The sequence below is a fragment of the Serratia sp. Nf2 genome (assembly GCF_003028435.1).
In the GTDB taxonomy this organism is placed as follows: domain Bacteria; phylum Pseudomonadota; class Gammaproteobacteria; order Enterobacterales; family Enterobacteriaceae; genus Serratia; species Serratia marcescens_L.
In genome coordinates this window covers 421,931-434,246 of the sequence record NZ_PYTW01000004.1, presented here as the reverse complement: position 1 = coordinate 434,246, position 12,316 = coordinate 421,931, and the positions used below count along the sequence as shown (strand labels likewise).

Here is a 12,316-nt window from a genome sequence, read left to right as displayed (position 1 = left end):
ATTTGCCTGGCGGCAATAGCGCGGTGGTCCCACCTGACCCCATGCCGAACTCAGAAGTGAAACGCCGTAGCGCCGATGGTAGTGTGGGGTCTCCCCATGCGAGAGTAGGACACTGCCAGGCATCAAATTAAGCGTGCTGATATGGCTCAGTTGGTAGAGCGCACCCTTGGTAAGGGTGAGGTCCCCAGTTCGACTCTGGGTATCAGCACCACTTTATTTAAAGTGGGTTTAGAAGTTCGGCAGAAAAAAGAATTTGCTTGGCGGCAATAGCGCGGTGGTCCCACCTGACCCCATGCCGAACTCAGAAGTGAAACGCCGTAGCGCCGATGGTAGTGTGGGGTCTCCCCATGCGAGAGTAGGACACTGCCAAGCATCAAATAAAGCAACAAGCCCCATGCGAAAGCATGGGGCTTTTTGTTTTATCTGTTATCTGGCGTTCTGCACGAGCATGGCCTTTTCGCTTTTCAGCCCCTTTACTCCCTCTACTCATATCTTGGCGCAGATCGCGCAATGAAACATTTTCACCTTCTCGCTGAATGCTCGACAGCGACGGAAAAAAACGCTATCTTCGGGCATCTAGAAGTCTAAACGTATAAATGGATGTGTGAGGGTTAAGCAATGCCGATTCGTGTTCCTGATGAGTTACCTGCGGTCAATTTCTTGCGCGGTGAGAATGTCTTCGTGATGACATCCTCGCGGGCAAAAACACAGGAAATCAGGCCACTGAAAGTGCTGATCCTCAACCTGATGCCGAAGAAGATCGAAACGGAAAACCAGTTTCTGCGCCTGTTGTCCAATTCGCCGCTGCAGATCGATATCCAGCTGCTGCGTATCGATAGCCGCGAATCGAAGAACACGCCAGCCGAGCATCTGAACAACTTCTACTGCGACTTTGAAGACATCCAGAACGAGAACTTCGATGGTCTGATCGTTACCGGTGCGCCGCTGGGGCTGGTCGATTTCTGCGATGTTGCCTACTGGCCGCAGATCGAACGGGTGATCGACTGGGCCAAGAACCACGTGACCTCCACGCTGTTCGTGTGCTGGGCGGTACAGGCGGCGCTGAACATCCTGTACGGCATTCCCAAGATGACGCGCGAAGTGAAGCTCTCCGGCGTTTACCCGCACCAAACGCTGCAACAGCATGCGTTGCTGACGCGCGGCTTCGACGAAAGCTTCCTGGCACCGCATTCACGCTATGCCGATTTCCCGACCGAGGTGATTCGCCAATATACCGACCTGGATATTCTGGCCGAATCCGAACAGGCCGGCGCCTACCTGTTCGCCAGCAGGGACAAGCGCCTGGCGTTTGTCACCGGCCATCCGGAATACGATACGCTGACCCTGGCGGGGGAGTATTGTCGCGACAACGAAGCTGGCCTCGATCCTGCCGTTCCGCTCAACTACTTCCCCGATGACAACCCCGCCCTGACACCGAAAGCCACCTGGCGCAGCCACGGGCATCTGCTGTTTTCCAACTGGCTCAACTATTACGTCTACCAGATCACGCCGTACGATCTGCGCCATATGAATCCGACGCTCGACTGATCTTTTCTGCTTGCCGGCGGCTGAATCGAGGCCGCCGCACTGTTGACCCTCTGCACGCCCTTCTTTTTATCCGTCACTTCTCCAAAAAATCTATTGTCCAACAAGGCGTTAGTGCGTCTTCATTAAGTTACTGGAAGCAGTTTCCTTACCTGGTGATTGTGTTATTTATCCTAACTAATTGATAATAAAGTGTTAATAAAATATTTAATAATAAAATGGAAATGGTTTTTGATTTTTATTTTTTGTTGAGTATTCTTAACTCTATCGGGATGAGATCTGACCAGTTGAGGATCGTTTCATCCGCCCTGATCCACAGTGATTTCTGATGAAAATGCGCCGGTCGCTCGGGCGCAACGATAGGAAGGAGCAAGGTCATGACGCAACAGATAGCAGGCACGGAGTTAAGGTTTACGCAGGGTTTCGCCGCAGCGGAGCGCCAGGTATTGACGGATGGAGCGGTTGAATTCTTGGCGGAACTGGTGGGGAAATTCACGCCGCGGCGCAACGAGCTGCTGGCGGCGCGTGTCCGCTGGCAGCAAAATATCGATCGCGGCGAACTGCCGGGGTTTATTTCGGAAACCGATTCCATTCGTGAAGGCGACTGGCAAATCCGTGGTATTCCGCAAGACCTGCGCGATCGTCGCGTGGAGATCACCGGGCCGGTCGAGCGCAAGATGGTGATCAATGCGCTGAACGCCAACGTAAAAGTGTTCATGGCGGATTTCGAAGACTCGCTGGCACCAAGTTGGAACAAAGTCATCGATGGCCAAATCAACCTGCACGATGCGGTTAACGGCACCATTTCCTACACCAATGAAGCCGGCAAAATCTACCAGCTGAAGCCGAACCCGGCGGTGTTAATCGCCCGCGTGCGCGGCCTGCATTTGCCGGAAAAACACGTGCTGTGGCGTGATGAAGCCATTCCCGGCGGCCTGTTCGATTTCGCGCTGTACTTCTATCACAACTATCGTCAGCTGCTGGCCAAGGGCAGCGGCCCATATTTCTACCTGCCGAAAACCCAGTCTTGGGAAGAGGCGGCCTGGTGGAGCGATGTCTTCAGCTTTACCGAGGATCGTTTCGATCTGCCGCGCGGCACCATCAAAGCGACCGTGCTGATCGAAACCCTGCCGGCGGTGTTCCAGATGGACGAAATCCTCTACCACCTGCGCGACCACATCGTCGGCCTGAACTGCGGCCGCTGGGATTACATCTTCAGCTACATCAAAACGCTGAAGAATCACGGCGATCGCGTGCTGCCGGATCGTCAGTCGGTGACCATGGAGAAGCCTTTCCTCAGCGCCTATTCGCGCCTGCTGATCAAAACCTGTCATAAGCGCGGCGCGTTTGCCATGGGCGGTATGGCGGCGTTTATTCCGAGCAAAGACGCCGAGAAAAATGACTGGGTGTTGAACAAGGTACGGGCGGACAAAGAGCTGGAGGCCAGCAACGGTCACGATGGCACCTGGGTGGCGCACCCGGGGCTGGCGGACACGGTGATGGAGGTATTCGGCAAAGCATTGGGCGATCGCCAAAACCAGCTGGAGGTGCTGCGTGAGCGAGACGCGCCAATCAGCGCCGCACAGTTGTTGGAACCGTGCGACGGCGAACGCACCGAAGCGGGGATGCGCGCCAATATCCGCGTGGCGGTGCAGTACATCGAAGCCTGGATCTCCGGCAACGGCTGCGTGCCGATTTACGGTTTGATGGAAGATGCGGCGACGGCGGAGATCTCCCGTACGTCTATCTGGCAGTGGATCCACCACGAGAAGAGCCTGAGCGATGGGCGCCCGGTCACCAAGGCGCTGTTCCGCCAGATGCTGCAAGAAGAGATGTTGGTGGTGCGTGAAGAAGTAGGGGAAGCGCGCTTTAACGCCGGCCGGTTTGAAGAGGCGGCGCGCCTGATGGAGCGCATCACCACGCAAGATGAATTAATCGATTTCCTGACGCTGCCCGGCTATGAGCTGCTGGCCTGAATTTTCCCAATCAACCCTACATGACTGAAAGGATAAAAATTATGTCTACCTCTCGCTCTCAACAGATCCAGCAGCTGGAACAGGAATGGAAATCGGCCCGTTGGGAAGGCATCACCCGCCCTTACAGCGCCGAAGACGTGATCAACCTGCGCGGTTCGGTCAACCCGGAATGCACCCTGGCGCAAAACGGCGCCGCCAAACTGTGGGCATTGTTGAACGGCAAGGCGCGCAAAGGCTACGTGAACTGCCTGGGCGCGCTGACCGGCGGCCAGGCGCTGCAGCAGGCCAAAGCCGGCGTCGAGGCTATCTACCTGTCCGGTTGGCAGGTGGCGGCGGACGCCAACAGCGCGGCGGCCATGTACCCTGACCAGTCGCTGTATCCGGTGGACTCGGTGCCGAAGGTCGTCGAGCGCATCAACAATACCTTCCGCCGCGCCGATCAGATCCAATGGGCTAACCAGATTGAGCCGGGCAGCAAAGGCTACACCGATTATTTCCTGCCGATCGTCGCCGATGCGGAAGCCGGCTTCGGCGGCGTGCTGAACGCCTTCGAGCTGATGAAAGCGATGATCACCGCCGGCGCCGCCGGGGTGCACTTTGAAGACCAGCTGGCGGCGGTGAAGAAATGCGGCCATATGGGGGGCAAAGTGCTGGTGCCGACGCAAGAAGCGATCCAGAAACTGGTCGCCGCGCGCCTGGCGGCCGACGTGCTCGGCGTGCCGACGCTGGTGATCGCCCGCACCGACGCCGATGCGGCCGACCTGCTGACCTCCGACTGCGATCCGTATGACAGCGCCTTCGTCACCGGCGAGCGCACGGCGGAAGGCTTCTTCCGTACCCATGCCGGCGTCGAGCAGGCGATCAGTCGCGGCCTGGCTTACGCCCCTTACGCCGATATGGTGTGGTGCGAAACCTCAACGCCGGATCTGGACGCCGCCCAACGCTTCGCCGACGCCATCCACGCCAAATACCCGGGCAAGCTGCTGGCCTACAACTGCTCGCCGTCGTTCAACTGGAAGAAGAACCTCGACGACCAGACCATCGCTCGCTTCCAGCAGGCGCTGTCGGACATGGGCTACAAATATCAGTTCATCACGCTGGCGGGCATCCACAGCATGTGGTTCAACATGTTCGACCTGGCGCACGCCTATGCGCAGGGCGAGGGTATGAAACACTACGTCGAGAAGGTGCAGCAGGCGGAGTTCGCCGCGGTGGATCGCGGTTATACCTTCGCGTCGCACCAGCAAGAGGTGGGCACCGGCTACTTCGACAAGGTCACCACCATCATTCAGGGCGGCGCCTCTTCGGTCACCGCGCTGACCGGTTCGACGGAAGAACAGCAGTTCTGATGCGGCAAGCTTGAAGACGTTTCACCCGGAGCCTGCATGCGCAGGCTTCTTTTTCTGGCGGGGGTAAGGATGGCGGCAAAACTGGAGTTGTTGATCGCACAGACGATCCTGCAGGGCTTCGACGCGCAGTACGGCCGCTTTCTGGAGGTGACCGCCGGCGCGCAGCAGCGCTTCGAGCAGGCGGACTGGCCGGCGGTGCAGCAGGCGATGAAAAAGCGCATCCATCTGTACGACCATCACGTCGGCCTGGTGGTGGAGCAGCTCAAATGCATCACCGGGCAGAAATACTTCGACGCCGACTTCCCCAGCCGGGTCAAAGCAGTCTATATCGACCTGTTGCCGGACTATCCGCGTTTCGAGATTGCCGAAAGCTTCTTTAACTCGGTCTACTGCCGGCTGTTTAAGCACCGCGATCTGACGCCGGACAAACTGTTCGTCTTCAGTTCGCAGCCGGAGCGGCGTTTTCGCGACATTCCGCGTCCGCTGGCGCGCGATTTCACTCCCCATGGCGATCTGCCGGCGATGCTGCGCAGCGTGCTGAGCGATCTGCCGCTGCGGCTGCCGTGGGAGGATTTGACGCGCGATATTCGCGACATCACTCAGGCGCTGCAACGTGCCTTCAGCGCACAGCAGCTGGCGGGGGCAACCTTCCAGATCGCCAACGAACTGTTCTATCGCAACAAGGCCGCCTGGCTGGTTGGCAAGCTGCGCCTGGCCGACGGCGTTTATCCGTTCTTGCTGCCGATCCACCATAGTGAATCGGGCGCGCTGTTTATCGACGCCTGCCTGACCGGTAAGGCCGAGGCCAGCATCGTCTTCGGCTTCGCCCGTTCTTATTTCATGGTCTACGCGCCGCTGCCGGCGGCGATGGTGGAGTGGCTGCGCGAGATCCTGCCGGGCAAGACCACCGCCGAGCTGTACATGGCGATTGGCTGCCAGAAGCACGGCAAAACCGAATGCTATCGCGAATACCTGACCTTTATGGCGCAGTCGCAGGAGCAATTCATCATTGCGCCGGGAGTGAAGGGCATGGTGATGCTGGTATTCACCCTGCCGTCTTTCGATCGGGTATTCAAAGTGATCAAAGACGAATTTGCCCCGCAAAAAGAGGTGACGCAGGCGCAGGTGATGGCCTGCTATCAGTTGGTGAAAGAGCACGATCGCGTTGGGCGCATGGCGGATACCCAGGAGTACGAGAATTTTGTCGTCGACAAGGCGCGCCTCAGCCCAGAGCTGTTGGCAGAACTGCGGCGCGAAGTGCCGGGCAAGCTGGAGGATCTCGGCGACCGCATCGTAATCAAGCATCTGTATATGGAACGGCGCATGACGCCGCTGAACCTGTATCTGGAGCAGGCCAACGACCAGCAGATGCGCGATGCGATCGAAGAGTACGGCAATGCCATCAAGCAGTTGGCCGCCGCCAATATCTTCCCCGGCGACATGCTGTTCAAGAACTTTGGCGTGACGCGCCACGGGCGGGTGGTGTTCTACGACTACGACGAAATTTGCTACATGACCGAGGTTAACTTCCGCGACATTCCGCCGCCGCGCTATCCGGAGGACGAGCTGGCCAGCGAGCCGTGGTACAGCATCGCGCCCAACGACGTGTTCCCGGAGGAGTTTCGCCACTTCCTGTGCGGCGATCGGCGCATTCGGCAGGTGTTTGAAGAGCTGCACAGCGATCTGTTTACGGCGGAGTATTGGCGCGGGTTGCAGCAGCGCATCCGCGAGGGGCATGTGGAAGACGTGTTCGCTTATCGCAAGAAGCAGCGGTTCAGCCAGCGCAGCGGGGCGGCGCTACCGGCCGCCACCGCTGCGATGTAAATCAGGCCTGAGCGCCCGCGACGGCGGCGCGCGCCAGTTCGGTGATGCGGGCGTAGTCGCCGCTTTCCAGCGCGTCCGCCGGCACCAGCCAGGAGCCGCCGATGCACAGCACGCTTTTCAGCGCCAGATAGCTGCGGTAATTGTCCGGCGAGATGCCGCCGGTCGGGCAGAAGCGCACCTGTGGGAACGGGCCGCCGATCGCCTGCAGCGCTTTTACGCCACCGTTGGCTTCAGCCGGGAAGAATTTAAACTCGCGCAGGCCGTAATCCATGCCCTGCATCAGCTCGGAAACGGTGCTGATGCCCGGAATAAGCGGAATAGACCCGGCGGTGGCAGCCTTAAGCAACTCGTCGGTCAGGCCTGGGCTGATGGCGAACTGCGCACCGGCCTCGGTCACTTCACGCAGCTGCTGCGGATTGATCACCGTACCGGCGCCGATGATCGCTTCCGGCACTGCTTGGGCGATGGCGCGAATGGCGTCCATGGCGCAGGCGGTGCGCAGCGTTACTTCCAGCACTCGCACGCCGCCGGCGACCAGCGCTTTCGCCAGCGGCACCGCATGTTCCAGCTTGTTGATCACGATGACCGGCACCACCGGCCCCGCCGTCAGGATCTGCTCGGCGCTTGTTTTCCACTTGTTCATGATGACGTTCTCCTCTGTGGCCGCCGCCAGGCGGCGATGCGGCCAGGCTATCGATTAAAATGTGATGCAGCAGGCGCCCTGTTCGGCGCCGGACAGCTGGCTGCGCAGCGCGCCGAACAGCTCGCGGCCGCAGCCGATGTGTTCGGCGCTCAGATCGGGTTGGCATGGCGTGCGCTGGGCCAGTTCGTCGGCGTCGACCAGCACCTGGAGCTCGCCGCTGCGGCCGTTGACGCGGATCGGATCGCCGTCGCGCACTTTCGCCAGCAGGCCGCCGGTATAGGCTTCCGGGGTGACGTGGATGGCGGAAGGCACCTTGCCGGAGGCGCCGGACAGGCGGCCATCGGTCACCAGCGCCACTTTGAAGCCGCGATCCATCAGCACGCCCAGCGGCGGCATCAGCTTGTGCAGCTCAGGCATGCCGTTGGCCTGTGGCCCCTGGAAGCGCACCACCACCACGCAATCGCGATCCAGCTTGCCGGCTTCGAACGCCGGCACGATGTCGTGCTGGCTGTCGAACACCACCGCCGGCGCTTCGATGATCTGGTTGTCGGCGGGCACCGCCGAGGTTTTCATCACCGCACGGCCCAGATTGCCGGCCATCACTTTGGTGCCGCCGTGATGCTCAAACGGCTGAGCGACGCTGGCGATCACGCTGGCGTCGAGCGAGCTGGCTACGCCTGCGCGCCACACCAGCTGGCCATTATCCAGCCACGGTTCCTGGGTGTAGCGGTGCAGGCCGAAACCGGCCACGGTGTGCACGTCTTCGTGCAGCAGCCCGTGTTGCAACAGCTCACGCACCACCAACGGCACGCCGCCGGCGGCCTGGAACTGGTTGATGTCGGCCGGGCCGTTCGGGTAGATGCGACACAGCAGCGGCACCGCCTCCGACAGCTCCGAGAAATCGTCCCAGGTGATGATGATGCCCGCCGCCCGCGCCATCGCCACCAGATGCATGGTGAGGTTGGTGGAACCGCCGGTGGCCAGCAGCGAGACGATGCCGTTTACCACCACTTTCTCGTCCACCAGGCGGCCGATCGGCAGGTAGTTGCCGGCGGTGTCGGTCAGTCGCGTCACCTGGCGCGCAGAGGCGTCGTTCAGCGCGTCGCGCAGCGGCGTGTCCGGATGCACGAAAGAGGCGCCTGGCAGATGCAGGCCCATCACTTCCATCACCATCTGGTTGGTGTTGGCGGTGCCGTAGAAGGTGCAGGTGCCGATGCCGTGATAGGAGGCGGCCTCAGCTTCCAGCAGCGCCAGACGATCGGCCTTGCCCTCGGCGTACAGCTGGCGCACGCGCACCTTTTCCTTGTTGGGCAAACCGCTGCTCATCGGGCCGGCCGGCACGAACAGCGCGGGCAGGTGGCCGAAGGAGAGGGCGGCCATCACCAGCCCCGGCACGATCTTGTCGCAAATGCCGAGGAACAGCGCGCCGTCAAACATATTGTGCGACAGGCCGACGGCGGCCGACATGGCGATCACGTCGCGGCTCATCAGCGACAGCTCCATGCCGTCCTGCCCCTGCGTCACGCCGTCGCACATCGCCGGCACGCCGCCGGCCACCTGGCCCACGGCGCCCACTGCCTTCAGCGCCTGTTTCAGCCGCTGCGGGTAGTGTTCGTACGGCTGGTGGGCCGACAGCATGTCGTTGTAGGCGGTAATGATGGCGATATCGCTGCGCACCATGTTTTTCAGCGCCGTCTTGTCATCAGGCTGACAGGCGGCGAAGCCGTGGGCCAGGTTGCCGCAGGCCAGCTGCGCGCGGTGGACGGTTTGGGAACGGGCCGCCTCGATGCGCGTCAGATAGGCGGCGCGGCTGGCCTGGGAACGGTGGATGATGCGCTGTGTGACACGGGACAAGGTTGGATTAATCATGCCTTCCTCACATTGCTGTTGTTATAGTCGCCGCCTGTGGCGGTGCCCCCGGGGGTAATTTGCAGCCCTGGTGTGCAAGGCCGGGGGCGATTTAGGATTTAAAACATCGTGAATGCAATCATGCCGATGGCGCCGCCGACGCTGCCCAGAATCGTTTCCATCACCGTCCAGGTTTTCAGCGTTTGCAGTTCGTTGGCGCCGGTAAATTTGCCGAACAGCCAGAAACCGGCGTCGTTGACGTGGCTCAGCACGATGGAGCCGCCGGCGATGCAGATAGCCAGCGCGGCCAGTTGCCCGCCGCTCAGCCCGAGCTGGCTGGTGACCGGCAGCATCAGGCCGACGGTGGTCAGGCAGGCGACGGTGGCCGAGCCCTGAATCACCCGCACCATGGCGGACAGCGCGAAGGCGGCCACGGCGATCGGCAGGCCGGCGCCGATCATGGCATCACCCAGCGCCGGCCCAACGCCGGAATCTACCAGGATCTGTTTGAACACCCCGCCGGCGCCGGTCATCAGCAGGATGATCCCGGCCGGTTGCACGGCGGCGGAGCAGATGGCCAGCGTCTGTTCGTTGCTCATGCCGCGCGGTTTCGCCAGGCCGTAAATCACGATCAGGCAGGCCAGCAGGATGGCGGTGAACGGGTGGCCGATAAACTCCAGCCACTGCTGCAGCTGCGAGCCGGGAGTGACCAGCCGCGCGCCGATGGTTTTCATGCCGACCAGCACCAGCGGGCACAGCACCAACGCCAGGCTGAAGCCGAACGACGGCAGATTGCCCTTGGTCAGCGTAGGCTCGTTCTCTTCCGGCGGCATCGGCCAGTTGACGAAGCGGCTGATAAGGCTGCCGTACAGCGGGCCGGCGATCAGCATGCCGATCACGGCCGCCACCAGGCCGATGGCGATCATCCAGCCGAAGTCGGCCTTCATCTGCGAAGCCAGCAGCATCGGCACTGGCCCCGGCAGCAGGAAGGACGCTGCGGCGGCCACGCCGGCGAACAGCGGGATCGCCAGCTTGACGATATTGCCGTCGGTGCGGCGCGCCACGGCGAACACGATGCCGATCAGCAGCACCACCGCCACGTCGAAGAACAGCGGTAGCGCGCAGATCAGGCCGGCGATGCCGAGCGCGTAGTGCGCCTTGCTTTGTCCGAATCGTTTCAGCAATTGCGCCGCAATTTGATCGAGCGCGCCGACCTCATGCAGGATCTTGCCGAACATCGCCCCCAGCGCCACGACGATCGCCAGGAAGCCCAGCGTGTCGCCCATGCCTTTTTGCATGGTGTCGGCGATATGGTCCAGCGGCATGCCGGAGAAGATGCCGGCGGCGATGGACACCAGCATCAGCGCGACGAAGGCGTGCATGCGCGCCTTCATCACCAGGAATAACAGCAGTAAAACCGAGCCGACTGCGGTACCGACCAGCGTAACGGTACTCACGCGCACACGTCCTGCGGCAGGAAGCTCTGGATATGGCGCACGGTATCGGCGATCACCGCGTCCAGCGGCTGATTGATGTCGATCGCCATCACGTCGCTTTCGTCGGCGCCCGGCTGCTCGAGCGCGGCGAACTGGGTCACCAGCATTTGCGGTTTGAAGAAGTGGCCGTTACGCGCCGCCAGGCGGGACTCGATCACCGGGAACTCGCCGTGCAGATAGATGAACGACAGGTTGCCGTTGCCGGCGCGCAGGCGGTCGCGATACTGCTTTTTCAGCGCCGAGCAGACGATGATCGACACGTTGTTGGTGCGCTGCATGGCGAAGGCGGCGTCATTGAGCGCGGCCAGCCACGGCGCGCGGTCGTCGTCGTTCAACGCTTCGCCGGCGGCCATCTTCAGGATGTTGCTGCGCGGATGCAGGAAGTCGCCGTCGAGGAAACCGGCGGAGAGTTGGCGGGCCGCGGCGGCGGCGACGGCGGACTTGCCGCTGCCGGAAACGCCCATAACGACGTAAATGCGATTTTGATTGTTGGTCATGGCTTGGCTCCAAAACACCGGGTGACGTTACCTTCGTTCAGCTTGTTGTTACCGGTAACATGTTATCGGTAACATTGTCGAAGGAAGTTTGAGCGGTTGCAATGGGCTTTCGCCGTGAGGATCGTTAACTGTGATCGGCTTCAAGCTTTTTTCCGTGTGCTAAACAGGATGCCGATAGCCTGTTACATGCTGACAACAGATCAAGGAATCAGGAGAGAGGGCGCGCAGGGGCGCCCCTCGGAGGGGGGATCAGCGCACGCCGCCGTAGGCCAGGCTGATCTCTTTCGCCGCGTGGATCACCAGCGCCCCCAGTTCGATCACGCGGTCATCGGTGATGCGCGACACCGGGCCGGAGATGGAGATGGCGGCGAAGGCTTCGCGGTGCTCGTCGAAGATACAGGCCGCCACGCAGCGCAGGCCGAGCGCGTGCTCTTCGTCGTCAAAGGAGAAGCCCTGTTTGCGGATCTGCGCCAGCCCCTCTTTCAGGTTGTGCGGCGTCAGGGTGTGCGGCGTGTAGGTGTGCATACCTTTCTTGTGCAGCAGTTTGGTCACCTGATCGTCCGGCAGGGTGGCGAGGAACGCTTTGCCGGCGCCGGAGGCGTGCATCGGCAGTTTGCCGCCGATCGGCGCCGACATGCGCATCAGCGCCGTACACTGCACCTGATCGATGATGATCGCCTGGTACTCGCTGGTATCCAGCACCGCCAGATTGACGGTTTCGCCGGACTCTTCCATCAGGCGGCGCAGCGTCGGATGCACCATCGCCAGCAGGTTGCGGCTTTGCAGGAAGCTGCTGCCGACCACAAAGGCGTGCGAGCCGATGGTCCACAGGCCGAGATCGCCAACCTGGCGCACGAATCCCTGCTGCTGCATGGTGGTGAGCAGGCGGTGAGTGGTGGAGTTCGGCAGGCCGGCCTGCTGGGCCAGATCGGTCAGCGCCACGTTGCCCTGGGCTTCCGAAATGTATTCCAACAGCTTCAGGCCACGGGTCAACGATTGTACCTGGCCGGTCGCCGCACTGGCGGCCGGGGCTGCTGCGCGGGGCTTCTTGCCGCGTTTGGCGGGAGCAGGGGTGGCCATGGATGAGATTCCTTTTTCCGTATGATGGAATTCATTTTCGTTTTTTGTCGATGAATTG

General features: G+C 61.2%; 9 protein-coding genes, 1 tRNA gene and 2 rRNA genes. 7 read left to right on the top strand and 5 right to left on the bottom strand.

Features of this window, described 5'->3' with window-relative positions; genetic code table 11:
* Nucleotides 1-5 precede the first annotated feature (5 nt).
* From rrf (C9411_RS12240) to aceK, 7 genes are all read left to right on the top strand, one after another.
* A 5S ribosomal RNA gene (gene rrf, locus C9411_RS12240) occupies nt 6-121 on the top strand.
* 14 nt (nt 122-135) lie between these two features.
* A tRNA-Thr gene (locus C9411_RS12235) sits at nt 136-211 on the top strand.
* A 45-nt stretch (nt 212-256) separates the two neighbouring features.
* Nucleotides 257-372 (top strand): 5S ribosomal RNA (rrf, locus tag C9411_RS12230).
* 246 nt (nt 373-618) lie between these two features.
* Nucleotides 619-1,548 carry a homoserine O-succinyltransferase gene (gene metA, locus C9411_RS12225; RefSeq protein ID WP_063988506.1) on the top strand — a complete coding sequence of 310 codons (930 nt, stop codon included), beginning with the start codon at nt 619-621 and terminating at the stop codon, nt 1,546-1,548.
* 374 nt (nt 1,549-1,922) lie between these two features.
* On the top strand, nt 1,923-3,521 hold the full coding sequence (gene aceB / locus C9411_RS12220) for a malate synthase A (RefSeq protein WP_107227129.1): 1,599 nt from the start codon (nt 1,923-1,925) through the stop codon (nt 3,519-3,521).
* Between the two features lie 41 nt (nt 3,522-3,562).
* On the top strand, nt 3,563-4,870 hold the full coding sequence (gene aceA / locus C9411_RS12215) for an isocitrate lyase (protein WP_004936630.1): 1,308 nt from the start codon (nt 3,563-3,565) through the stop codon (nt 4,868-4,870).
* Between the two features lie 69 nt (nt 4,871-4,939).
* A complete protein-coding gene (gene aceK / locus C9411_RS12210) occupies nt 4,940-6,694 on the top strand; it encodes a bifunctional isocitrate dehydrogenase kinase/phosphatase (RefSeq protein ID WP_063988508.1) in 1,755 nt (584 codons plus the stop codon).
* 1 nt (nt 6,695) lies between these two features.
* Here aceK and C9411_RS12205 read toward each other — a convergent pair whose 3' ends face one another.
* From C9411_RS12205 to iclR, 5 genes are all read right to left on the bottom strand, one after another.
* The gene (locus C9411_RS12205; protein ID WP_063988509.1) at nt 6,696-7,337 is read right to left on the bottom strand and encodes a bifunctional 4-hydroxy-2-oxoglutarate aldolase/2-dehydro-3-deoxy-phosphogluconate aldolase; all 642 of its coding nucleotides are present in this window, start codon (nt 7,335-7,337) and stop codon (nt 6,696-6,698) included.
* Between the two features lie 54 nt (nt 7,338-7,391).
* Complete coding sequence (gene edd / locus C9411_RS12200) at nt 7,392-9,206, bottom strand: phosphogluconate dehydratase (RefSeq protein WP_107227128.1); 1,815 nt, start codon at nt 9,204-9,206, stop codon at nt 7,392-7,394.
* Between the two features lie 98 nt (nt 9,207-9,304).
* Nucleotides 9,305-10,642, bottom strand: a complete 1,338-nt coding sequence (gene gntU, locus C9411_RS12195) for a gluconate transporter (RefSeq protein WP_107227139.1) — start codon at nt 10,640-10,642, stop codon at nt 9,305-9,307.
* Complete coding sequence (gntK, locus tag C9411_RS12190) at nt 10,639-11,178, bottom strand: gluconokinase (protein WP_033636235.1); 540 nt, start codon at nt 11,176-11,178, stop codon at nt 10,639-10,641. Before gntK ends, gntU begins: the two co-directional genes overlap by 4 nt.
* Nucleotides 11,179-11,427: 249 nt before the next feature.
* A complete protein-coding gene (gene iclR / locus C9411_RS12185; protein ID WP_004936648.1) occupies nt 11,428-12,258 on the bottom strand; it encodes a glyoxylate bypass operon transcriptional repressor IclR in 831 nt (276 codons plus the stop codon).
* Nucleotides 12,259-12,316: the final 58 nt, after the last annotated feature.